Origin of the sequence: Achromobacter pulmonis (assembly GCF_002885955.2) — a bacterium.
GTDB lineage: Bacteria > Pseudomonadota > Gammaproteobacteria > Burkholderiales > Burkholderiaceae_B > Achromobacter > Achromobacter pulmonis_A.
In genome coordinates this window covers 156208-179794 of sequence record NZ_POQS01000008.1, presented here as the reverse complement: position 1 = coordinate 179794, position 23587 = coordinate 156208, and the positions used below count along the sequence as shown (strand labels likewise).

The 23587-nt window shown below is 69.2% G+C and carries 19 protein-coding genes; 11 read left to right on the top strand and 8 right to left on the bottom strand.

Going from position 1 to position 23587, the window contains the following annotated elements; all coding sequences use genetic code 11:
* Positions 1 to 200: 200 nt before the first annotated feature.
* The 3 genes from C1I89_RS27335 to macA are packed head-to-tail and all read right to left on the bottom strand — an operon-like array spanning position 201 to position 4766.
* Entirely contained in the window at positions 201 to 1616 is a 1416-nt protein-coding gene (locus C1I89_RS27335; RefSeq protein WP_440130669.1) for an efflux transporter outer membrane subunit, read from the bottom strand.
* An 8-nt stretch (positions 1617 to 1624) separates the two neighbouring features.
* The gene (locus C1I89_RS27330) at positions 1625 to 3583 is read right to left on the bottom strand and encodes a MacB family efflux pump subunit (protein ID WP_102775519.1); all 1959 of its coding nucleotides are present in this window, start codon (positions 3581 to 3583) and stop codon (positions 1625 to 1627) included.
* Position 3584: 1 nt separating this feature from the next.
* On the bottom strand, positions 3585 to 4766 hold the full coding sequence (gene macA, locus C1I89_RS27325) for a macrolide transporter subunit MacA (protein ID WP_102775518.1): 1182 nt from the start codon (positions 4764 to 4766) through the stop codon (positions 3585 to 3587).
* Between the two features lie 484 nt (positions 4767 to 5250).
* On the opposite strand from macA, the gene C1I89_RS27320 reads away from it, so the two are divergent.
* The 6 genes from C1I89_RS27320 (at position 5251) to purU (ending at position 10322) form a co-directional block, all read left to right on the top strand.
* Positions 5251 to 6378 carry an MFS transporter gene (locus C1I89_RS27320; protein WP_168202233.1) on the top strand — a complete coding sequence of 376 codons (1128 nt, stop codon included), beginning with the start codon at positions 5251 to 5253 and terminating at the stop codon, positions 6376 to 6378.
* Positions 6375 to 7025 carry a gamma-glutamylcyclotransferase gene (locus C1I89_RS27315; protein ID WP_102775517.1) on the top strand — a complete coding sequence of 217 codons (651 nt, stop codon included), beginning with the start codon at positions 6375 to 6377 and terminating at the stop codon, positions 7023 to 7025. Before C1I89_RS27320 ends, C1I89_RS27315 begins: the two co-directional genes overlap by 4 nt.
* 112 nt (positions 7026 to 7137) lie before the next feature.
* The gene (gene pdxH / locus C1I89_RS27310) at positions 7138 to 7767 is read left to right on the top strand and encodes a pyridoxamine 5'-phosphate oxidase (RefSeq protein WP_102775516.1); all 630 of its coding nucleotides are present in this window, start codon (positions 7138 to 7140) and stop codon (positions 7765 to 7767) included.
* Between the two features lie 29 nt (positions 7768 to 7796).
* Positions 7797 to 8318 carry a flavin reductase family protein gene (locus C1I89_RS27305; RefSeq protein WP_102775515.1) on the top strand — a complete coding sequence of 174 codons (522 nt, stop codon included), beginning with the start codon at positions 7797 to 7799 and terminating at the stop codon, positions 8316 to 8318.
* A gap of 3 nt (positions 8319 to 8321) precedes the next feature.
* Positions 8322 to 9431 (top strand): NAD(P)/FAD-dependent oxidoreductase, encoded by a 1110-nt coding sequence (locus C1I89_RS27300; protein ID WP_102775514.1) that lies wholly within the window; start codon positions 8322 to 8324, stop codon positions 9429 to 9431.
* 36 nt (positions 9432 to 9467) lie between these two features.
* Positions 9468 to 10322, top strand: a complete 855-nt coding sequence (purU, locus tag C1I89_RS27295) for a formyltetrahydrofolate deformylase (RefSeq protein ID WP_102775513.1) — start codon at positions 9468 to 9470, stop codon at positions 10320 to 10322.
* Here purU and C1I89_RS27290 read toward each other — a convergent pair.
* Both C1I89_RS27290 and C1I89_RS27285 read right to left on the bottom strand, forming a co-directional pair.
* The gene (locus tag C1I89_RS27290) at positions 10319 to 11995 is read right to left on the bottom strand and encodes a SulP family inorganic anion transporter (RefSeq protein ID WP_102775512.1); all 1677 of its coding nucleotides are present in this window, start codon (positions 11993 to 11995) and stop codon (positions 10319 to 10321) included. The two genes, purU and C1I89_RS27290, sit on opposite strands and share 4 nt — an antisense overlap.
* 136 nt (positions 11996 to 12131) lie before the next feature.
* Positions 12132 to 13040: a LysR family transcriptional regulator gene (locus tag C1I89_RS27285; RefSeq protein WP_102775511.1), complete on the bottom strand. Its 909-nt coding sequence runs from the start codon at positions 13038 to 13040 to the stop codon at positions 12132 to 12134.
* A 124-nt stretch (positions 13041 to 13164) separates the two neighbouring features.
* Here C1I89_RS27285 and C1I89_RS27280 point away from each other — a divergent pair, with 124 nt between their 5' ends.
* The 3 genes from C1I89_RS27280 to C1I89_RS27270 are packed head-to-tail and all read left to right on the top strand — an operon-like array spanning position 13165 to position 17021.
* Positions 13165 to 14865, top strand: a complete 1701-nt coding sequence (locus C1I89_RS27280; protein WP_102775510.1) for an acyl-CoA dehydrogenase family protein — start codon at positions 13165 to 13167, stop codon at positions 14863 to 14865.
* A 48-nt stretch (positions 14866 to 14913) separates the two neighbouring features.
* The gene (locus C1I89_RS27275) at positions 14914 to 15894 is read left to right on the top strand and encodes a Bug family tripartite tricarboxylate transporter substrate binding protein (protein ID WP_102775509.1); all 981 of its coding nucleotides are present in this window, start codon (positions 14914 to 14916) and stop codon (positions 15892 to 15894) included.
* Positions 15895 to 15905: 11 nt separating this feature from the next.
* Entirely contained in the window at positions 15906 to 17021 is a 1116-nt protein-coding gene (locus tag C1I89_RS27270) for a CaiB/BaiF CoA transferase family protein (RefSeq protein ID WP_102775508.1), read from the top strand.
* A 6-nt stretch (positions 17022 to 17027) separates the two neighbouring features.
* Here the strand turns inward: C1I89_RS27270 and ggt are convergent, their stop codons facing one another.
* The gene (gene ggt, locus C1I89_RS27265; RefSeq protein WP_181391068.1) at positions 17028 to 18794 is read right to left on the bottom strand and encodes a gamma-glutamyltransferase; all 1767 of its coding nucleotides are present in this window, start codon (positions 18792 to 18794) and stop codon (positions 17028 to 17030) included.
* Positions 18795 to 18904: 110 nt separating this feature from the next.
* Here ggt and C1I89_RS27260 point away from each other — a divergent pair, with 110 nt between their 5' ends.
* Entirely contained in the window at positions 18905 to 19810 is a 906-nt protein-coding gene (locus C1I89_RS27260; protein WP_102775507.1) for a LysR family transcriptional regulator, read from the top strand.
* An 89-nt stretch (positions 19811 to 19899) separates the two neighbouring features.
* On the opposite strand, the gene C1I89_RS27255 is transcribed toward C1I89_RS27260, so the two are convergent.
* The gene (locus tag C1I89_RS27255) at positions 19900 to 20883 is read right to left on the bottom strand and encodes a tripartite tricarboxylate transporter substrate binding protein BugE (protein WP_102775506.1); all 984 of its coding nucleotides are present in this window, start codon (positions 20881 to 20883) and stop codon (positions 19900 to 19902) included.
* A gap of 242 nt (positions 20884 to 21125) precedes the next feature.
* On the opposite strand from C1I89_RS27255, the gene C1I89_RS27250 reads away from it, so the two are divergent.
* Entirely contained in the window at positions 21126 to 22019 is an 894-nt protein-coding gene (locus C1I89_RS27250) for an AEC family transporter (RefSeq protein WP_102775650.1), read from the top strand.
* Positions 22020 to 22138: 119 nt separating this feature from the next.
* Here the strand turns inward: C1I89_RS27250 and fumC are convergent, their stop codons facing one another.
* Positions 22139 to 23524 carry a class II fumarate hydratase gene (gene fumC / locus C1I89_RS27245; protein ID WP_102775505.1) on the bottom strand — a complete coding sequence of 462 codons (1386 nt, stop codon included), beginning with the start codon at positions 23522 to 23524 and terminating at the stop codon, positions 22139 to 22141.
* Between the last annotated feature and the right edge of the window lie 63 nt (positions 23525 to 23587).

The following is a 23587-nucleotide window of genomic DNA, read 5'->3' as shown; positions in this document are numbered from 1 at the left end:
GGGCTCCAGCGGCTGCAATTTACCGGTCGCTGGGGAGGACGGCTTGCTTGGCATTCTTCTCCCTGGCGGGATGGTGGTGGGAGATCTTTACAGGACGCCAAAGACGGCCGCGCGGGCGGCCTTCTTTGGCATATGGATGTCTTGGAATGCCATGATGACGCTGCGCGCATGCCGATGGTTTCGGTCGCCGACGGCGAGGGTCAAGAACCAGCAGCGTCCGCTGCAACCACATCATCCCCACCAAGCGCCTGATAAACGGTCACCTGATTCACCAGCCGGTTCAGCATGTTCTCGTCCCGCGCCACTTCCGCGATTCGGCGTTTCTCCTGCGCGTCCAGCCAGTCCTTGAGCGACACCGCCCCCGCCCGGTAACGGATTTCGTACAAGGATTCGGCCTGGCGCGCCGCCTGCAGCGAGGCGTCGAGCTGTTCGGCCTGAAGCGCCAGTTGGGTGCGGTTGGACAGCGCGTTTTCGACGTCCGCCATCGCCTGGTAGAGCGACTGGCGGAACGTGACCACGCGTTCCTCGTAGTCGGCCTGGGAGATCTTGATGTTGAGCTGCATCTGGTTCCATTGCAGGAACGGCAGCGTCAGGCCCGCGCCCAGGGTGCCTATCGGATTTTGCAGGAGGTTGGACAGCGTCGGGCTGGCGCTGCCCAGGGCGCCGGTCAGGGTCAAGGGGGGATAGAAGCTGGCGCGGGTGGCGTCGGCGGTGGCCAGGGCCTGGCGCAGGCGGAGTTCGGCGGCGCGCAGGTCGGGGCGGCGGCCCAGCAGGTCGGCGGGGACGCCGGCGCGGGCCTCGGGCAGCGGGTACTGCGGCAGGCGGGCGGGGTTGGCCATGCTGCGGTCGGGGGGGCCGTCGAACAGGATCGCCAGCGCGTTCGCGTACTCGACCCGCGCCTGCACCAGCAGCGCGTGCGCGGCCTGCTGGCTGGCCACGGTCTGTTCGGCTTCGGCCAGTTCCAGCGCGGACGCGCCGCCGGCGGCGTATTGCGCGCGCACCAGGTCCTGGGTCTTGCGGGCGTAGGCGATGCTCTGTTCGCTGCTGGCGATGCGCTGGTTGATGAACGCGGTCTGCCAGTACAGCGTGGCGGTGGTGCCCACCAGCGACAGCGCCGCGCTCTGGCGGTCCTGCTCGGTCGCCTCGGCCGCCCATTGCGCGGCGTCGCGCTGGCGCGACAGCTTGCCCCACAGGTCGGCTTCGTAGCTGACGGTCAGCTCGGCCGCGTTGCTGCGCGTGGTCATGCGGTCCCCGCTTAGCGTGCGGGTGCGGGTGACGTTGGCGCTGCCGCCCAGCTGCGGCCACAGCTGGGTTTCGGACAGGCCCGCCTGGTATTGCGCCCGGCGCACGCGGATGGCGGCGGCGGCCAGGTCGTTGTTGCGCGCCAGCGCGCCCTCGACCAGACCGGTCAGCACCGGGTCGTTGAAATTGCGCCACCAGGCGCCGCCCTGGGACTGCGCCACGGTCCCGGCGCCGGGCGCCTGGCCGTCATGGGACCACGCCGCGGGCAGCCTGACCGCCGGCGTTTCGTAGTCGCTGCGCAGCAGGCTGCCGCAGCCGGCCAGCGCGAGCAGCAGCGTCAGGGCCGCGGGTTTGCGTAGGAAAGAAACCGCCATCGTCATCCTCATTCGCGCGCCAGGGCCTCTACGGGGTCCAGGCGCGCCGCATTGCGCGCCGGCAGATAGCCGAACAGCACGCCGATCAGCGTCGAGCAGGTGAACGCCGCCACCATCGCCGCCGTCGAATAGATCATCTGGAACGAGCCGCCCGTGGCCTTGGACACGAGCACGCCCAGGCCCAGCGACAGCAGGATGCCGATCGCCCCGCCGATCAGGCACACCAGCACCGCCTCGATCAGGAACTGCTGCATGATGTCGCTGCGCCGCGCGCCCACCGCCATGCGCACGCCGATCTCGCGGGTGCGCTCGGTGACCGACACCAGCATGATGTTCATGACGCCGATGCCGCCCACCATCAGCGAAATCAGCGCGATCATCGACACCAGCAGCGTCATGGTGGCCGTGGTGCGTTCGATGGTCTTGCGGATCGCGTCCGTGTTGAACACGAAGAAGTCCTTGGTCACGTGGCGCCGCGTCAGCAGGCGCACGATGGCCTGCTCGGCGGCGGCCGGCGGCGTGGCGTCGTTGACCCGCACCGTGATGCTCTTGAGATGCTGCTGGCCCAGCACCCGCGACAGCGCCGTGGTGTAGGGTATCCAGACGTTGAGCGTGTCGTTGCTGCCGAACACGGTGTCCTTCTTCTCGGTCACGCCGATCACGCGCGCCGGCATGGAGCCCAGGAACACCACCTGGCCGATCGGATCGGTGTGCGAGCCGAACAGCTTGCGGCGCGTGCCGTCGTCGATCACCACTTCCTGGGCGCGCCGCGTCACGCTGACGCCGTCGAAGAACTTGCCCTGCGCCAGCTTGATGGCGCGCACCCTGAAGTACTGTTCGCCCACGCCCTGGATGGAGCCGTTGACCGACACGTTGCGGTAGCGCAGCGTGCTGCTGGTGGAGACCTCCGGCGTCACGCTGTCCACATAGGACTCGCGCGCCAGCGCGTCGGCGTCGGCCGCCACCAGCGTGCGGATGTTGACCGCCTTCTCGTCGCCGAAGTCCTTGCCCGGGAAGATCTCCACGGTGTTGGTGCCGATCTCGCTGATGTCGTCCAGGATCTTGCGGCGCGAGCCCTCGCCCAGCGCGACCACCGAAACCACCGCCGCGATGCCGATGATGATGCCCAGCATGGTCAGCGACGTGCGCAGCCGGTGCGCGTTCATGGCCAGCAGCGCCATGCGCAGGGCTTCGCCGCAGCGGTCCAGATAGGCCTGCCACGCGGGCCGCTGCGCCAGCGCCGGCGGCTCGTCGCGGGCGGCCTGCGGGCGCGCGGCGTCGGGATTGCGCCGGTCGGACACGATCTCGCCGTCGCTGATCTCGATGATGCGCTGGGCATGGCGCGCCACGCTCATGTCGTGGGTCACGATGATGATGGTGTGCCCCGCGGCGTTCAGCTCTTCCAGGATGCGCAGCACCTCCTGGCCGGTGTGCGTGTCCAGCGCGCCGGTCGGCTCGTCGGCCAGGATGATGTCGCCGCCGTTCATCAGCGCCCGCGCAATGCTGACGCGCTGCTGCTGGCCGCCGGACAGCTGGCCGGGACGATGCCCGGCTCGCTCGCCCAGCCCCAGGCGTTCCAGCAGCGTCTCGGCGCGCGCCAGGCGCGCCTCGCGCCGCTTGCCGGCATAGACGGCCGGCACTTCCACGTTGCCCAGCGCGCTCAGGTCCGACAGCAGGTGATAGCGCTGGAAAATGAAGCCGAAGTGCTCGCGGCGCAGTTCGGCCAGTTCGTCCGGGTCCAGCGCCCCGGTGCTGCGCCCGCCCACCCGGTATTCGCCGCGGGTGGGCCGGTCCAAGCATCCCAGGATGTTCATGAGCGTGGACTTGCCCGAGCCGGATGCGCCGACGATGGCCACCATTTCGCCGGCCTCGATGGACAGGTCCACGTCCTTCAGCACGGCGATGGTCTGCTCGCCCGCGGGGAATTCGCGGCGCACGCCGGCCAGCTCGATGAGAGGACCGCTCATCTCAGGCCCCCGGGACGGCCGGGGCGGCTTCGGCCGACACCACGCGCTCGCCCACCTCCAGCCCCTCCAGCACCTGCGCCTGGACGTTGTTGTTCATGCCGATGCGGACCTGGCGCTCTTCCGTCTTGTTGTCCTTCAGCACCACGCGCACGGCGTAGCGGCCGTCCTCGCCGCGCTTGCCCAGGGCCGAGGACGGCACCACCACGGTGTTCTTGGCCTCGCCCAGCACGATGAAGACCTGCGCCGTCATCGAGATGCGCAGCTTCTCGTCGGGATTGGGCACGTCGAACAGGCCGTTGTAATAGACGGCGGCGCTGGTGGAATTGCCGTTGGACGAGCCGGTCAGCGACGAGGCCGCGTCTTCCTTCTGGATGGAGTCCGGCGCCGGCTCCACCGCGCGCAGCGTGGCGTGGTAGCGTTCGTCCGGCTCGCCGAGGATGGTGAAGTAGACCGGCAGGCCGGGCTTGACGCGGGTCACGTCGGCTTCCGAGATCTGGGCCTTGACCGTCATGGTGTCCACCTGCGCCACCTTGATGATGGTGGGCGCGCTCTGGATCGAGTTGACCGTCTGGCCCTCTTTGGTGACGACCGCCACCACCACGCCGTCGATAGGCGAGACGATGCGGGTGTAGCCCAGGTTGACCCGGGCCGTGTCCACCTGGATCTCGGCCTGCGCGATCTGGGCGTCCAGCGACGCGATCTCGGCGCGGGTCACGCCCAGCGTGGCCTCGGCGTTCTCGTAGGCTTCGCGCGAACTGGCGTCCGCGGCCAGCATCTGCCGCTGACGGCGGAAGGCCAGCTCGGCCTGCTTCAGCATGGCGACCTTGGCGGCCCTTTCGGCGCGCCGCGTCTGCAGGGCGGCTTCGGCGTTGCGCAGTTCGTTCTGCTGGGTCAGGTCGTCGATCTCGGCCACCAGCTGCCCCTTCTTGACCCGGTCGCCCAGCGCCACCTTGAGGGATTTCAGCTGGCCGGAGACCTGGGCGCCCACGCTGACCCGCTCGATCGCGTCTATGGTGCCGCTGGCCAGCACGCTGTCTTCCATATTGGCGCGGGTCACTTCGGCCACCCCGAAGGTGGGCGGCGGCGGCGCCGAGAAAAATGCGGCCCGCACCGCGAAGCCGGCGAGCAGGACCAGGACGACGATCAGAAGGTTGCGTTTGAATTTGCTGCGGGACTTTTTCATTGAACCTGTCGGATGGGGCGCGGGACGGCGCCCGTGCCGGTATTGCGTTGCGGGCCGGGGACGGGCCCCGGCGCGATGTGTGCATCCTAAACGCATGGCCGGCCCAAACCATGGCCAATCTGTGTCGAAACCGTGAAAAACCGTAAAGCCGCAAGATGCGGCCGGACCAGTCTGATTGTTCCGTTGTGAGAACGATACAGCGTTCGGCTTCGGCGGATACTCATGCTGAATGCGCCCAGAAGCGCCGAACACGCCGGCATCTTGCACCATAAGCCCCGGAGTTTGCCTCTACATGATGCCTATCGTGAAACCCCTACACGCCACCGTTTGCGGCAGCGCAAAACAAGCTTGCCTCGACATTGGTAGACGTTGGGGACAGAATGGCTGCAGTTACGTCGTGGCCGTGTCCAGTTCCCCTAGATCCCCCTCTTCTTCCCCAGGTTCCCCGGAGTTTTCCGGGGCGGCGCTCTTGTGCGTGCTGGCCATGATGAATCACGTGGCGCTGACAGGGGGACGCATTACTGTCTCGCTGACGGCGCTGCAGATGGGGCTGTCCACCTTCAAGGTCGGCACGCTGGTCGCGGTCTTCGCCGTCCTGCCCATGCTGTTCTCGGTGCGCGCCGGGCGCTGGGTGGACCGGGTCGGCATCGTCCGCCCGCTGGTGCTGGGCACCTCGCTGGTCGCCGTCGGCACCCTGCTGCCCTTTGTCTTCCAGACGCAGCTGGCGCTGCTCATCGCCTCGTGCTGTATCGGCATCGGCTTCATGCTGCACCAGGTGGCCACCCAGGACCTGCTCGGCCATGCCGAACCCGCGCAGCGCCTGCGCAATTTCTCCTTCATGTCGCTGGCGCTGGCCGGTTCGGGCTTCTCCGGCCCGCTGATCGCCGGCCTGGCCATCGACCACCTGGGCACGCGCCTGGCCTTCGGGCTGCTGGCCCTGGGCCCGCTGCTGTCGGCGGGCGGGCTTTACATGCTGCGTCACCAATTGAAGGCGGCAGATGCGCTGCTTTCCGGCGCAAAAGAGGCCGAACGCCGCCGCGTCACCGAATTGCTGGCCGTGCCGGCGCTGCGCCGCATCCTGATGGTGAACACCATCTTGTCCGGCGCCTGGGACACCCACTTGTTCGTCGTGCCCATCTTCGGCGTGGCCATCGGCCTGTCGGCCACCACCATCGGGGTCATTCTTGCTTCGTTTGCGGCGGCAACTTTCGTCATTCGCCTGGTATTGCCCTTGATCCAGCGCCGGGTCCGTTCCTGGACGCTGGTCCGCGCGGCCATGGCCACGGCCGCCATCGACTTCATGCTTTACCCGCTGTTCACCGACGTTACCGTGCTGATCGTGCTGTCTTTCATCCTGGGGCTGGCCCTGGGCTGTTGCCAGCCGAGCATGCTGTCTCTGCTGCACCAGCACTCGCCCCCGGGGCGCGCGGCCGAGGCCGTGGGCCTGCGCATGGCCTTGATCAACGGTTCCCAGGTTTCCCTGCCGTTGACCTTCGGCGCGCTCGGTGCGGTAATTGGCGTGGCCCCGCTGTTCTGGGCCTATTCGCTGGCGCTGATGGCCGGCGGCTGGGCCAATCGCAATCCCCCGATCGAATCCGACCGTAAGCCGTGAATACCCCATCCCCCACTCCCTCCGGCGCCAGCCTGCCGTTTCGCCTCTGGACCCCCGAAGAGCGGCAGGCCTCCCTGGACGAGGCCTTGCGTCACTGGCAGTCGGGCGAGGACGTATGGGTATATGGGTACGGATCGCTGATCTGGCGCCCCGACTTCGACTTCGTGGAGCGCCGGCTGGCCACGCTGCGCGGCCATCACCGGGCGCTGTGCCTGTGGTCGCGCGTCAACCGCGGCACGCCGGAATGCCCGGGCCTGGTGTTCGGCCTGGACCGGGGCGGCTCCTGCCGCGGCGTGGTCTACCGGCTCGCCGGCAGCCAGGTGCCCAATTACTTCCCGGCGCTCTGGGAGCGCGAAATGTCCACCGGCGCCTATCTGCCGCGCTGGATCAACTGCACCACCGACGTCGGCAACGTCCGGGCGCTGGTCTTCATCATGAACCGCGACAATCCGGCCTACATCCGGGCGCTGCCCGAACCGGAACTGCTGGCCATCGTGCGCCGCGCCGCCGGCCGCTACGGCCCCTGCACCGACTACGTGGTGCAGACCGCCCAGGCGCTGCGCGCCGCGGGCATCCACGACGCCCGCCTGGACGCCATCGCGCGCCGGCTCGAGCAGGAAGGGCACCCGTTGCCGGAAGGCGCCTGAAGCCGCCGCCGCGCCGCCGGACGGCGCTTGCCGGCGGCCTGAGCAGGGTCAATATAGGGACAGTCGCCCAAGCGGTATAAACTTCCTGTTATCAACGCTGACCCTTACTCCCATGTCCGTCTCTGATCTGCGTCAAAGCTACGAGAAGCATGTCCTGCTCGAAAGCCAGGCCCTGGCTTCGCCGTTCGCGCAATTCGCGCTCTGGTTCGACGAGGCCCTGGCCGCCAAGGTGCCCGAGCCCAACGCCATGACCCTGGCCACGGTGGACGCCCACGGCCAGCCCAGCGCGCGCATCGTGCTGGTCAAGGGATTCGACGAGCGCGGCTTCACCTTCTTCACCAACTACGAATCGCGCAAGGGCCTGGACCTGCAGGCCGAGCCGCGCGCCAGCCTGCTGTTTTTCTGGCAGCCGCTGGAGCGCCAGGTCCGCATCGAAGGCGTGGTCGAAAAAGTCCCCGCCGAGGAGTCGGACGCCTACTATCACAGCCGGCCCGCAGGCTCGCGCATCGGCGCCTGGGCCTCGCGCCAGAGCCAGCCGATCACCCGCGAAGAGCTGGAAGCCCGTGAACAGGAATTCCGCGAACGCTACGGCGACGCGCCGCCGCGCCCGCCGCACTGGGGCGGTTACCGCCTGAAGCCCACCGCCTTCGAATTCTGGCAGGGCCGGCCTTCGCGGCTGCACGACCGCCTGCGCTACGTCGCCGACGGCCCGGCCTGGAAGATCGAACGCCTGTCGCCCTGATGCCGGGCGCGCCCCCTATCCATGATTGCATGACCGCCTCCTCCCCTGATTTTGACGCTGCTTTTTTCCGCACCGCGCTGGGCCGCTACGCCACGGGCGTGACCGTCGTGACGACCGCCGGCCTGGACGGCGCGCCCATCGGGCTGACGGTGAGCTCTTTCAACTCCGTGTCGCTGGACCCGCCGCTGGTGCTGTGGAGCCTGTCGCGCGGCTCGTCCTCGCTGGCGGCCTTCGAGCAGTGCGAGCGCTACGTCGTCAACGTGCTGGGCGCCGAACAGATCGCGCTGGCGCGCCGCTTCGCCACCGGCAAGACCCCGGACCGCTACGCCGGGCTGCCGGTGCACCGCGCGCCCGGCGGCACGCCCATGCTGGACGGCCACTGCGCGGCCTGGTTCGAATGCCACAACCGCAGCCGCTACGTCGAAGGCGATCACATCATCATGGTGGGCGAGGTGGAGCGCTGCGGCCATAGCGCCGAGCCGCCGCTGGTCTTCCATGCCGGCGGCTTCGACCTGACGCCGGCCGGCGACCGCGCGGAAAAAAAGGGGTAGCCCATGAGCGCAGATATCGATTGCGTCGTCATCGGCGCGGGCGTGGTGGGCCTGGCGATCGCGCGGGCGCTGGCCCGCTCCGGGCGCGAAGTGCTGGTGGCCGAGGCCACCGAGGCCATCGGCACCGGCACCAGCTCGCGCAACTCCGAAGTCATCCACGCGGGCATCTACTATCCGGCGGGCAGCCTCAAGGCCCGCCTGTGCGTGCGCGGCAAGCACCTGCTGTACGCCTATTGCGCCGAACGCGGCGTGCCGCACAAGCGTCTGGGCAAGCTCATCGTCGCCGCGGACGCCGAACAGGCCGCGCAGCTGGAAAGCATCGCGCAGCGCGCCCGCGCCAACGGCGTGGACGACCTGCAGTTCCTGTCGGGCGAAGACGCCATGCGCCTGGAGCCGGCGCTGCAATGCGCGGCCGCGCTGTCCTCGCCGTCCACCGGCATCGTGGACAGCCACGCGCTGATGCTGTCGTACCAGGGCGACGCCGAGAACGCGGGCGCCCAGTGCGTGTTCCACACCCCGCTGGTGTCGGGCCGCGCGCGCCCCGAGGGCGGCTTCGAGCTGCAGTTCGGCGGCGACGAGGCCATGAGCCTGAGCTGCAACGTGCTGATCAATTCGGCCGGCCTGCATGCGCCGGCGCTGGCGCGCCGCATCGACGGCGTGCCGCCCGCCAGCATCCCGGCCGACTACCTGTGCAAGGGCAGCTATTTCACGCTGTCCGGCCGCGCGCCCTTTTCGCGCCTGATCTACCCGGTGCCGCAGCATGCCGGCCTGGGCGTGCACCTGACGCTGGATATGGGCGGGCAGGCCAAGTTCGGTCCCGACACCGAATGGATCGGCGTCGAGGACTACACGCTCGATCCGGCCCGCGCCGACGTGTTCTACGCGGCCGTGCGCAGCTATTGGCCGGCCCTGCCCGACGGCGCGCTGGCGCCCGGCTACACCGGCATCCGGCCCAAGATCTCCGGCCCGCACGAACCGGCGGCCGACTTCGTCGTCGCCGGCCCGGCCGCGCACGGCGTGCCCGGCCTGGTGAACCTGTTCGGCATCGAATCTCCCGGCCTGACGGCCAGCCTGGCCCTGGCCGAAGAAACCCTGGCCCGCCTGGCCGCCTGACCTCCACGATTTCCCATTCAGCCCTTTCTTACGCACATGCAGCACAACGACTACATCCTGACCCTGTCCTGCCCCGACCGCACGGGCATCGTGTACCGCGTCAGCGGCCTGTTGTTCGAATTGGGCTGCAACATCCTGGATTCGCAGCAGTTCGGCGACGAGGAAACCGGCCGCTTCTTCCTGCGCGTGCACTTCGACGCGCCGGCCGGCGTGGCCGCCGCCGACCTGCGCGCCCGCCTGGCGCCCATGTCCGAGGAATACGGCATGGAGCTGAAGCTGCACGACGCGCGCCGCAAGGAACGCCTGCTCATCATGGTCAGCAGGCAGGGCCACTGCCTGAACGACCTGCTGTTCCGCGTGCACAGCGGGCACCTGCACGCCGAAGTGGCGGCCATCGTGTCGAACCACAACGACTACGCCGGCCTGGCGGCCTCCTACGGCATCCCGTTCCACCACCTGCCGGTCACGCCCGACACCAAGGCCGAGCAGGAGCGCCAGGTGCTGGCCCTGGTCGAGCAGGAAAACATCGACCTGGTGGTGCTGGCCCGCTACATGCAGATCCTGTCGGAGGACATGTGCCGCGCGCTCAACGGCCGCGCCATCAACATCCACCACAGCTTCCTGCCCAGCTTCAAGGGCGCCCGCCCCTATCACCAGGCGCACGCCCGCGGCGTCAAGATCATCGGCGCCACCGCCCACTACGTGACCTCGGACCTGGACGAAGGCCCCATCATCGACCAGGACATCGAGCGCGTGGACCACACGATGACCGCCCAGGACCTGACCCAGGTCGGCAGCGACATCGAATCCCTGGTGCTGTCGCGCGCCGTGCGCAGCCACGTCGAACACCGCATCCTGCTGAACCGCAGCAAGACGGTGGTGTTCCGCTAGGAATCCTGCCGCTCCCCCCGGGCCAGCGCCACGGCCGCCGCCGTGGCGCCGGCCACGTCCGGCCGCAGGTCGCCCAGCAGCCGCTGGTACAGGCCGACGCGGCGCACGATGTCCAGCGGCTGGCCCAGCAGGCCCGAGACCATCAGCCGCACGCCGCGCGTCTCGCAGGCCCGGCTCAGGCTTTCCAGCGCCTCGGCCCCGGTCGAGTCCACGTAGATCACGTTCTTCAGGTCCAGCACCAGCGCGCGCGCCGGCAAATGGTCCTCGAGCGACTCCACCAGCTTGGTCGCGCCGAAGAACACGGTGCCGTACAGCCGCCATACCGCCACCTGCGCCTCCAGCCCGGCCAGCGCCGGCTGCTCGGCCGGCGTCAGGCGTTCGGCGCGCGACAGGCTGGAAATGCGGTAGATGAAGGTCAGGCAGGCGGCGAAGATGCCGAACTGCACCGCCACCGTCAGGTCGAACACCACCGTCAGCAGGAACACCGACAGCAGCGTCACGCGGTAAGGCAGCCGGTAGGTCTTGAGGCGCGCGAATTCGCGCCACTCGCCCATGTTCCAGGCCACGAACATCAGGATGGCCGCCAGCGTGGCCAGCGGGATGGAAGACGCCAGCGGCGCGGCCACCAGGATCACCAGCAGCAGCACCACGGCGTGCGTCATGCCCGCGATCGGGCTGGTGGCGCCGCTTTTCACGTTGGTCACGGTGCGGGCGATGGTGCCGGTGGCCGGCATGCCGCCGAAGAACGGCGTGGCGAAGTTGGCGATGCCCTGCGCCATCAGTTCCTGGTTGGGGTCGTGGCGGTCGCCGATCATGCCGTCGGCCACCCGCGCGCACAGCAGCGATTCGATCGCGCCCAGCAGCGCCAGCGTGATCGTGGGCATCAGCAGGTAGCGGGCCGATTCCCAGCTGAACGCCGGCAGCGTGAAGTCCGGCAGCGCCGCCGGTATGCCGCCGAAGCGGCTGCCTATGGTCTCCACCGGCAGGCCGAACAGGGCCACCGCGGCCGTAGCCAGCACCAGCGCGACGATGGAGCCCGGCACCCGCGCCAGCGGCGCGGCCCTGGGTCCGCCCCATTTCGGCAGCCAGCGCTGCCAGGCCACGATGAGCGCCAGCGACGCCACCGCCACGCCCGCGGCCCAGGGATTGAAGGAGGACAGGTGGCTGCCCAGCGCGCCCAGGATGCCGAAGAAATCGCCCGGCATCTCGGGGATCGCCAGGCCCAGGAAGTCCTTGACCTGCGACAGCGCGATCAGCACCGCGATCCCGTTGGTGAAACCGATAATGACGGCCACCGGGATGAAGCGCACCAGCGTGCCCAGCCTGAGCAGCCCCATCACGAACAGCAGCACGCCGGACAGCGCAGTGGCGATAATGAGGTTGGCCACGCCGTACTGCTGCACGATGTCGTAGACGATGACGATGAACGCGCCCGCCGGCCCGCCGATCTGCACCCGGCTGCCGCCGAGCAGGGCGACCAGGAAGCCCGCGATGATGGAGGTGAACAGGCCCGCTTCCGGCTTGAGGCCCGAGCCGATGGCGAAGGCCATGGCCAGCGGCAGCGCGACCACGGCGACCGTGAGGCCGGCGCCCAGGTCCTGCACGAAACGGATGCGGTCGTAACCGCGCAACGCGCTCAAGAGGCGCGGACGAAACGAAAAGGGAAGATCCACGATCGACTCCGGAGAAGAAACCGAAAAGCCCTGGAACGGGTTTCAGTGCTTCGCCGGAGGGCCGCAGTGGCGCAGCCGGGTAATGAAACGCTTGCGGCGCGTCAGCGGCTGGATCGATCGGTAGGACATGGCCGGGTCAGTGTACCCCCAATGTCCCGGCCCCGGCATAGTGCCGCGCCACCAGTTCCAGGGCTTTTTCCTGCAGCGGCGTGCGCATGGCCTGCGGCCAGATCGCCTGGCTGACCGAGCGCGCGGCGTGCTCGAAGGCAATGAAGCGCGTGCCCGCCAGGCCGCTGCGCGACAGGCAGGCGGGCACGATGGACACGCCCAGCCCTTGCGAAACCAGCGAGGCCACGCTCAGCCAGTGCCGCACCTCGTGGCGGATCACGGGCATGAAGCCGGCCGATACGCACATGGCCAGCACCGTCTCGTAGTAGCTGGGCGAGGCCGCGCGGGCGAAGAACACGAAATCGTCCCCCGCCAGTTCGTCCAGCCGCAGCGACTCGCGACCGGCCAGCCGGTGGTCCTGCGGCAGGCACACCACGAAAGGCTCGGCCACCAGGTCGCGCGCCTGCACGCCCGGCGGCAGGGGGTTGGCGTGGATGAAGCCCAGATCCTGCTCGCCGCGGCGCACCGCCTCGATCTGGTCGTGCGAGTTCAGCTCGGTCAGCACATGCTCGACGTCGGGCAGCTCGGCCCGCATCGCATTGAGCAGGGCGGGCAGGCCGCGGTACAGCATCGACCCCACGAAACCGATGCGCAGCCTGCCGCGCAGGCCGGCGTCCACCCGCTGCACCAGCGTGCGCACGTCCTCGGCCTGGCGCAGCAGGGTCTGGGCCTCGCGGTACAGCACCTGGCCCGCGTCGGTCAGTTCCACGTGGCGGCTGCTGCGGTTGAGCAGGCGCGCGCCGACGTTTTCCTCCAGCTGCCGGATGGCGTAGCTCAACGGCGGCTGCGAGATGTGCAGCCGCACGGCGGCCCGGCTGAAATGGCGCTCTTCGGCCACGGCGATGAAATACCGCAGCAGGCGCGGGTCCAGATCCATGCGCGTTCCCTTTGATTTGCCTATCTATACTTTTTTTGGATTGTTCTAAATCAAAACAGTATTTGTATAGATTAATCCAGGCAAGCACCATGAGGCATCCCCCCGTTTTGCGCAGGATGCCGCCATGGATGCCCCCGTCAAGACCGCCACGCCCGCCGCCACCCCGATTCCGGATGCGCGCGGCCTGAACCTGTTCCACGCCGACCCCTATGCCGCGGCGCTGTGCCGGCGCTACCTGCCGCCGGCGCTGCACGCGCACCTGCTGCCGCACCTGGAGCGGCTGGGCGAGCTGGCCGGCGGCCTGATGGACGAGCTGGCCGCCACGGCCGACAAGCATCCGCCCACGCTGTCGGTGCGCAGCCGCGCCGGCCAGGACGAATCCCGCATCGACAAGCACCCGGCCTATGTGGAACTGGAACGCCTGGCCTACAGCGAGTTCGGCCTGGCCGCGCTGTCGCACCGCGGTGGGGTGCTGGGCTGGCCCGAGCCCATGCCGGCCGCCGCCAAATACGCGCTGAGCCATTTGTTCGTGCAGGCCGAGTTCGGCCTGTGCTGCCCGGTCAGCATGACCGATTCGCTGGCCCGCACGCTGCGCAAGTTCGGCGACGCCGACCTCGTGGCGCGCGTGCTGCCGCAGGTGACGACGCAGGATTTCGACGCGCTGCGCCAGGGCGCCATGTTCATGACGGAGCAAGGCGCGGGTTCGGACGTCAGCGCCACGGAGGTCACGGCCGAACCGCAGGACGACGGCAGCTGGCGCCTGTCGGGCGACAAGTGGTTCTGCTCCAACCCCGACGCGGGCTACGCCATGGTGCTGGCCCGCAGCGAGCCGCAGCCCGGCCTGAAGGGGGTGTCGCTGTTCCTGCTGCCGCGCGACCTGCCCGGCGGCGGCCACAACCACTACCGCATCCTGCGCCTGAAGGACAAGCTGGGCACGCGCTCCATGGCCAGCGGCGAAATCCGCCTGGAAGGCGCCGTGGCCTGGCTGGTGGGCGAACGCGGCCGCGGCTTCAAGCAGATGGCCGACATGATCAACAACTCGCGCCTGTCCAACGGCATGCGCGCGGCCGGCCTGATGCGCCGCGCCGTCACCGAGGCGGTGTATTTCTCGCAGCACCGCCGCGCCTTCGGCAAGCGGCTCATCGACATGCCGCTGATGCAGCGCCAGCTGGTCAAGATGACGGTCTGGACCGAACAGGCGCGCAGCGTCATGTTCCAGACCGCGCGCGCGCTGGCCGAGGCCGACCAGGGCGGCGGCGATCCGGCGCTGGCGCGCATCCTGACCCCGCTCATCAAGTTCCGCGCCTGCCGCGATGCCCGCAAAGTGACCGGCGACGCCATGGAGGTGCGCGGCGGCTGCGGCTATATCGAGGAGTGGACCGAACCGCGCCTGGTGCGCGACGCGCATCTGGGCTCGATCTGGGAAGGCACCAGCAACATCGTGGCGCTGGACGTGCTGCGCGCCATCACGCGCGAACAATCGCTGCCGGCGCTGCGCGCCCACATCGAGCGCCTGCTGGCCGAGGGCGCGCCCTGCCCGCCCGAACTGGCCGACATGCAGGCCCGCGCGCTGGAACAGACCTACGCGCTGGCCGAACACGCCGCGCGGGAAAACCGCGCCGAGCTGGCGCGCCAGGCCGCGTCGCTGCTGTACCACGCGGTGTCCCTGGCCGCGCTGCGCTGGGAAGCCGCGGACCCGGCGCTGGCCGCTCGCGCCAGGCTGGCCGACCAGGTGCTGCTGCATCGCCTGGGCCCGCGCGATCCCTACGCCATCCCGCCCGACGAAAGCGCCGCCTGCCGGGAAATCCTGCAATACGCGCTGTAAACCGACGCCGGCGGCACAGCCGGCGCGCATCCACCACTGGAGACAAACATGAACCGCTACTTCGCCCCCTTGCTGCTGGCCGCCGCCGCGGCCCTGCCCGCGGCGCCCACGCTGGCGGCCGAGGCCTTCCCCGCGGAACGCCCGGTCACCCTGGTCGTGCCCTTCCCGCCCGGCGGCCCCACCGACGCCCTGGCGCGCCGCCTGGCCGACAAGCTCAGGCAGCCGCTGAAGCAGAACGTCATCGTCGAGAACCGCAGCGGCGCGGGCGGCAATATCGGCTCGGAATACGTGGCCCACGCCAAGCCCGACGGCTACACGCTGCTGTTCGGCACTTCCGGGCCGCTGGCCATCAACGTCAGCCTGTACAAGAAGCAGGGCTACGATCCGCAGACCAGCTTCGCCCCCATCATCCGTATCGGCCACCTGCCCAACATCCTGGTGGTGAACCCGTCGGTGCCGGCCACCAACGTGCAGGAACTGATCGCCTACGCCAAGAAAAACCCGGACGCGCTGAGCTACGCCTCGTCGGGCAACGGCGCGTCCTCGCACCTGGCCGGCATTCTGTTCAACCGCATGGCCGGCACCCAGATCATGCACATTCCCTACAAGGGCACCGGCCCGGCGCTGAACGACCTGCTGGGCGGGCAGGTGTCCATGTCGTTCACCGACATCCTGACCGCGCTGCCCTACGTCAAGGCCGGCAAGCTGCGCGCCATCGGCCTGGCCAGCGCGCAACGTTCCGACGCCCTGCCCGACCTGCCCACGCTGTCCGAACAGGGCCTCAAGGGCTATGACGTCAGCGTGTTCTTCGGCATCGTCGCGCCAAAAAATACCCCGGCGCCGGTCGTGGAGACCCTGAACAAAGCCTTCCAGAGCGCGCTGGCCGACCCCGAGGTGGCCAACACGCTGCGCAGCCAGGGCATCGTCGAGGCGCAGGACAAGACGCCGCAAGGCCTGTCCGCCTTCATCACGGCCGAAGTGCCCAAGTGGCGCGACGTCATCGCCAGCGCCCACGTCTCCATCGACTGAAGGACTTTTCCATGGCAGCAACCCTCCCCAATGCCGGCGCCCTGGCCGGCTGCAAGGTCATCGACCTGTCGCGCGTGCTGGGCGGCCCCTATTGCACGCAGATCCTGGCCGACCACGGCGCCGACGTGCTCAAGATCGAGCCGCCCGGCGGCGACGAGACGCGCGGCTGGGGGCCGCCCTTCCTGGGCGCCACGGCCTCCTACTTCGTCGGCGTGAACCGCAACAAGGAAGGCATGACGCTGGACCTGTCGCAGCCTGCGGGCCAGGAGCTGCTGCGCCGGCTGCTGGCCGACGCCGACGTGCTGGTGGAGAACTTCAAGCCCGGCACGCTGGAGAAATGGGGCTTGGGATACGAGACGCTGAAACAGGAATTCCCCGCGCTGATCCATTGCCGGGTCAGCGGCTTCGGCGCCGACGGGCCGCTGGGCGGCCTGCCGGGCTACGACGCCTGCGCCCAGGCCATGTGCGGGCTGATGAGCGTCAACGGCGAGGCCGACGGCGAAGCCACCCGCGTCGGCCTGCCGGTGGTGGACATGGTGACGGGCCTGAACGCGGCGGTGGCCATCCTGCTCGCGCTCAACGAGCGCGTGCGCAGCGGCCTGGGCCAGTTCCTCGATATCACGCTGTACGACTGCGCCCTGTCGCTGTTGCATCCGCACGCTCCCAACTACTTCTACAGCGGCAAGGTGCCGGCGCGCAGCGGCAACGCGCATCCCAACATCGCGCCCTACGAAACCCTGCCCACGGCCAGCGGCCCGATCTTCCTGGCGGTGGGCAACAACCGCCAGTTCGCGCTGCTGGCGCAGACGCTGGAAGCGCCCGCGCTGGCCGAAGACCCGCGCTACGCCGCCAACGCCGACCGCCTGCGGAACCGCCAGGCGCTGCGCGCCGACCTGTCGGCGCTGCTGGCCGGATTCGACGCCGCCGAACTGGCCGACCGCCTGCTGCGCAACGGCGTGCCCGCCGCCGCGGTGCTCACCGTGGACCAGGCGCTGGCGCACCCGCATACCCGGCATCGCGGCATGGTGCTGGAACAGGGCGACTACCGCGGGGTCGGCTCCCCGATCAAGCTGTCGCGCACGCCGGCGACGCTGCGAAGATTGCCGCCGGATCTCGAACGCGCGTGACCCATCCTACCCGCCCGACGCCACGCCTTCGCGCCGCGGGTCCGCCCCGCCCTGCAGCCCCTCGGGCCCGATCACGATGCCGTGGATGCCGCTGGGAAACTCGGTGATGCGCACGGGATGCCCCATGCGTTCGAGCTCGGGCGCCAGCGCCTCCAGCGGCGTGCCTTTTTCGAGTTCGGTGTCCTTGTTGCGGCTGCCCATGTTGGGCAGGTCGATGGCGGCCTGGATGTCCAGGCCCCAGTCCAGCACGCCCACCACCGTCTTGGCGACGTAATTGATGATGGCGCTGCCGCCGGGCGAGCCCACCAGCAGGTACGGCTTGCCGTCGCGCAGCACGATCATGGGCGCCATCGAGCTGCGCGGGCGCTTGCCGGGTTCGATGCGGTTGGCCACGAGCCGGCCTTCGGGGTCCTGGTAGGACGAGGAAAAGTCCGTCATCTCGTTGTTCAGCAGAAAGCCGCGCACAAAGATCTTGCTGCCGAATTCGCTTTCGATGGTGGTCGTCATGCTGAGCGCGTTGCCCTTGGCGTCGACCGCCACCAGATGGCTGGTGGAGGGCAGCTCCAGCGCGTCGTCCTTGCCCAGCGACAGCAGCTTGCCTTCGGGGTCGCCGGGCAAGGCGACCTTCATGCTGCGGTCCGGCCGTATCAGCGCGCCGCGCGCGCGCAGGTAGGCGGGGTCCAGCAAGGCGTTCACGGGCACCTGCACGAAGGACGGGTCGGCCACGTAGAAATCGCGGTCGGCGAACGCCAGCCGGCCGGCCTCGGAGAAGTAATGCACCGCCTCCACGCTGCCCGGCGCGTAGCGGCCGATGGGGTATTGCTCGAGTTCGCCCAGCATCTGCAGCACGGCCAGCGGGCCGCTGCTGGGCGGCCCCATGCCGCACAGGCGATAGCCGCGATAGGCGCCGCAGACGGGATCGCGCTTGACGGCGCGGTAGGCGGCCAGGTCGGCCTCGGTGAGGTCGCCGGGCACGGCATGGCCCTGCACCGCGGCGACGATGTCGCGCGCGATCTCGCCCTGGTAGAACGCGTCCGCGCCCTGCTGCGCCACCGCGCGCAGCGTGCGCGCGAATTCGGGATTCTTCAGCATGTGCCCGACCGGCCAGGGCGAGCCGTCGGGCGCGTAGAAATAGGCCGCGGCGGCCTGCTGCCTGGGCAGTTCCTTGTTGCCCGCCAGCAGCTTGTGCAGGCGCGGCGATACGGCGAAGCCCTGCTCGGCCAGCCGGATCGCCGGCTGGAACAGCTCGGCCCAGGGCAGCACGCCGTGCTCCCGGTGCGCCAGTTCCAGGCCGCGCAGCAGGCCCGGCACGGCCACCGCCATGCCGTTGTTGACCGACTGCGCGAACGGCAGCGGCTTGCCCGCGGCGTCGAGGAAGCGGTCGCGGCGGGCGGCCGCGGGCGCGGTCTCGCGGCTGTCGTAGGTCTGGATGGCGCCGCCGCCGGCCGTATACAGCACCATGAAGGCGCCGCCGCCGATGCCGGACGATTGCGGCTCGACCAGGTTCAGCACCAGCTGGGCCGCGATGGCCGCGTCCACCGCGCTGCCGCCGCGGCGCAGCATCTCGTCGCCGGCGCGCGTGGCCAGCGGATTGGCCGAGGCCATCATGAAATGCTTTGCGCGGGCCAGCTGGCGCGCCTGCGTGCCGCTGGCGGCTTCGGGATTGAGGTCTTCGGCCGCCTGGGGCGTGCGCGCCCAGGCGGAGGACATGGCGGCCGGAAGGGCCAGGACGGCGGCCAGCAGGATCGCTGCGGCGGGACCGGGTGCGCGCATGGGAAGCTCCTTGGTTCGCCGGCATGGCGGCAGGCGTCCATCATAGCAACGCGCCGCGCCGCCGTATCCGGCATAGAATCCGGTTTTTCATCGACTTTCCCGCCCGTGCCATGCGCCTGCGCCACATCGAGATTTTCGAAGCGATCCGCCGCACCGGTTCGCTGACCGAGGCCGCCGCCGCGCTGCACATTTCGCAGCCCGCGGCCAGCAAGCTGCTGGCGCACGCCGAGGCCCAGCTGGGCTTCAAGCTGTTCGAACGCGTCAAGGGCCGGCTGGTGGCCACGCGCGAGGCCGAGATCCTCACCCCCGAGGTCGCGCGCCTGAACCAGGACCTCAACAGCGTGCGCCGGCTGGCCGCCAGCCTGCGCGACCGCCCCCACGGCCATCTGCGCCTGGGCTGCGCGCCCGCGCTGGGCCTGGGGCTGCTGCCCGGCGTGGTGCGCGACAGCCGCGACGCGCAACCCGGCATCACCTTCGACATCCACACCCATCACAGCGCCGAGCTGGTGCAGGGCCTGCTCACGCGCGAACTGGACCTGGCCATCACCTTCGACACCAACGACTATCCCGGCCTGACCCGCATGGGCCTGGGCCACACCGAGCTGGTGCACCTGAGCCGCAAGCCCGGCCGCGGGCCGTTGCGGCTGGCCGAGCTGTCCGACATGGCGGGCAACACGCTGATCGTGCTGGACGCGTGCGATGCCTCCGGCGCGCTGCTGCAGATGGCGCTGGACGCGCAGGGCCTGGACCCGCAGGTCGCCATCCAGGTGCAGACCCATTACGTGGGCTGCGCGCTGGTGGACGCCGGTTGCGGCGACGCCATCGTGGACGCGATCACCGCGCAGGCCATGCTGCGCCCCGGCATGCACCTGCGCCGGCTGGACCCGCCGCTGCGCGTACCCATCAGCATCATGGTGCGCAACCAGGACCCCTTGTCGGCGCTGCACCGCGACCTGATAGACCGGCTCAAGACCGGCTGCGCCGCGCGCCTGGCCGCGCTCGACGATATCGCCTGACGCGGGCGGGCCGCGCGCAAAATGCAACGGGCGCCCGAAGGCGCCCGTGGTTCATGCAGCCGGGGCGGACAGCGCCGCCCCGCGCGCCATCAGTCCAGCTTGATGTTCTGCTTCTTCACGACGTCCTTCGCCCAGTCGTACTGCTCTTTGATTTCCTTGGCGAATTCCTCGGGCGTGTTGCCCGACGGGGCCGAGCCCTGGTCGTCCAGCGCCTTGATGACCTTGGGGTCCTTCAGGGCCACCACGGCGGCGTCGCGCAGCTTGTTCACGACGTCCATCGGCGTGCCCTTGGGCGCCAGCAGGCCGTACCAGACCGGCTGGTTCAGCACCGGGAAGCCCGCGTCCTTGAAGGTCGGCACGTCCTTGATAGCGGCAATGCGGTCCGGCCACGCGATGGCCATGGCGCGCAGCTTGCCGGCCTGGATCTGCGGCATCGACGACGGCAGGTTGTCGAAGATGATTTCGATCTGGCCGCCGACGGCGTCAGCCACGGCCGGGCCCGAGCCCTTGTACGGCACGTGCACGATGTCCGTGCCGGTGGCCATCTTGAACGATTCGCCCATCAGGTGCAGCACGCCGCAGGTGCCCGAGCTGCCGTAGGAGTACTTGCCCGGGTTCTTCTTCAGCTCTTCCAGGAAGCCCTTGAAGTCCTTGGCGGGGAACTTCGGGTTCACGGCCACCACGTTGGCGGTGTTGGCGAAGTTGGTGACCGGCTGGAAATCCTTGATCGGATCGTAGGGCAGGTCATTGGGGCGGCAGGCGGGGTTGACGGCCATCGTCGACACGGTGGCGATCGACAGCGTGTAGCCGTCGGCATCGGCGCGCGCGGCTTCCGAAGCGCCGATGGCGCCGCCGGCGCCGCCCTTGTTTTCCACGACCATGGGCTGGCCCAGTTCCTGGCTCATGCGCTGCGTCACCAGGCGCGCGATGATGTCGGTGGAACCGCCAGGCGCGAACGGAACGATGACGCGGATCGGCTTGCTCGGGTATGCGTCGGCGGCGTGGGCGGCTGAAACGCCGAGGGCGCCGGCGGCCAGAGCGATGGCCGCAGCCAGGGAGCGGACGTTGTTCATAGAAGTGTTTCCTCCAATAATGCGAGCCCGTATGTGAACGGGACCCTGCGTGATGTGCCCGCCTGTAGACGGGTCAGCCATTGACTTAGACGGCGCGCGGCTAGGGTGCTGGTCGAATCGCACTGCTTTTGTTGGTTGCTTGTGGCACACGCGGCCGCCAGAATGTCGGAGAATAGCAGCAAATGCTTACAGTCGCATAGCGCGCCGCGGCGCGCTTGACGCCCATCAAATCGTACTCGCCCATGTCGGTAGCCCTCCTGGTTTTCCCTGATTTCATGCTGGTTGCGCTAGGTTGGGCGCTGCGTCACAAACTCGGTTTTTCGCGCGAATTCTTTGCCGGAACGGAACGGCTCGTCTACTTCGTGCTGTTCCCCGCGCTGCTGTTCCAATCCATCATCCGCACGCCCATCACGGCCGGCAACGCCGCCATGCTGCTGCAGGCCACGGCCGCCGTCATCGGCTCGGGCGTGGCGCTGTCGTGGCTGGCCGGGCTGGTGCTGCGGCCCTCGTCGCTGGCGCTGGCCTCGTCGGCGCAATGCGGCTATCGCTTCAATACCTATATCGGCCTGGCGCTGTCGGCCAGCCTGGGCGGCACGCAGGGCCAGACCGTCATGGCGCTGATCGTGGGCTTCGCGGTGCCCATGGCCAACCTCGCCGCGGTCTACGGACTGGCGCGCCACAGCGGCGGCAGCCTGCTGCGCGAACTGGCGCGCAATCCGCTGCTGGTCTCCACCCTGCTGGGACTGGCCTGTAATCTGGCCGGGCTGCAACTGCCCGGCCCGGTGGACACGGTGCTGGCCAGGCTGGGCGCGGCCGCCATCGCGCTGGGCATCATCTGCGTGGGCGCCAGCCTGTCCTGGGAAGGCGGCAAGGGCTATGGCGCGCTGATCGGCTGGATGCTGTCGGTCAAGCTGCTGGCGCTGCCCGCGATTGCGTGGCTGGTGGCGCGCCTGCTGGGCCTGCCGCCGCTCGAAGCCCGCATGCTGCTGCTGTTCGCGGCGCTGCCCACGGCCTCCGCGGCCTACGTGCTGGCCATGCGCATGGGCGGCGACGGCCGCATGGTCGCGGTGCTGATTTCGCTGGGAACGCTGTTCTCGGCGCTGTCGATCCCGTTGTGGCTGATGCTGACGGGCTAGAAAAAAGCACGCCCCTGAACAGCCGCCCTCCCCCGACCCGGGTCGCGCGGATCCGGCTCCGCCGGTCCGCAGCGACGCCCCCCCAGGGGGGGGAAGCGCGCAGCGCTTCGGGGGGGGACCTATTTATTAGTCATAGCCGCCGGAACGACCCATTGCGCGAACTGCGCCTCGGTCAGATAACCCAGCGCCAGCGCCGACTCCTTCAAGGACAGGCCTTCCTTGTGGGCCTTCTTGGCGATCTGCGCGGCCTTGTCGTAGCCGATGTGCGGGTTGAGCGCCGTCACCAGCATCAGCGAACGGTCCACCAGTTCGGCGATGCGCTCGCGGTTGGGCTCGATGCCGGCCGCGCAATGCTGGTCGAAACTGGCCATGCCGTCGGTCAGCAGGCGCACCGACTGCAGGAAGTTGTGGATCACCAGCGGCTTGTACACGTTGAGTTCGAAATTGCCGCTGGCCCCGCCGATGTTGATCGCCACGTCGTTGCCCATCACCTGCGCGGCCAGCATGGTGACGGCCTCGCACTGCGTGGGATTAACCTTGCCCGGCATGATGGAGCTGCCCGGCTCGTTCTCGGGAATGCTGATCTCGCCCAGGCCGGAACGCGGGCCGCTGGCCAGCCAGCGCACGTCGTTGGCGATCTTCATCAGGCCGGCCGCCAGCGCCTTGAGCGCGCCGTGCGCGAACAGCAGCGCTTCGTGCGAGGCCAGCGCCTGGAATTTGTTGGGGGCCGACACGAAGGCCGTGCCGGTGGCGTGCGCCAGTTCGGCGGCCACCTTGGCGCTGAACTGCGGATGCGCGTTCAGCCCGGTGCCGACCGCGGTGCCGCCGATGGCGAGCTGGTGCAGCCCCGGCAGCGTGGCGCGGATCTGCTGCTCGGCCAGGTCGAGCTGGGCGACGTAGCCCGACAGTTCCTGGCCCAGGGTCAACGGCGTGGCGTCCTGCAGGTGGGTGCGGCCGATCTTGACGATGTCGTAGAAGGCCGCGCTCTTGGCGGCCAGCGTGGCGCGCAGGGCCTTCAGCGCGGGCAGCAGGTGGTGCTCGACCTGCACGGCGGCCGCCACGTGCATGGCGGTGGGGAAGGTGTCGTTGGACGACTGCCCGCGGTTGACGTGGTCGTTGGGGTGGACCTTGCGCTCTTCGCCGCGCACGCCGCCCAGCAACTCGGAGGCGCGGTTGGCCAGCACCTCGTTCATGTTCATGTTGCTCTGCGTGCCCGAGCCGGTCTGCCAGACCGACAGCGGGAATTCGTTGGGCCATTTGCCCGCGATCACCTCGTCGGCCGCGCGGACGATGCCGTCGGCGATCTTGGGATCGAGTTCGCCCAGGTCCGCGTTGACCTTGGCCGCCGCGCGCTTCAGGCGCGCCATGGCCTCGACCAGCGGGGCCGGCATTTTTTCGGTGGAAATCGCGAAGAAATGCAGCGAGCGCTGCGTCTGGGCGCCCCAGAGATGGTCTTCGGGCACCTCGATGGGGCCGAACGTGTCTTTTTCGATGCGGGTCTTCATGGCGCTTGCAACTCCGTGGCTACGTCGATCGCGGCCGGCTGCGGCGCGCCGGCCACGGAAAAT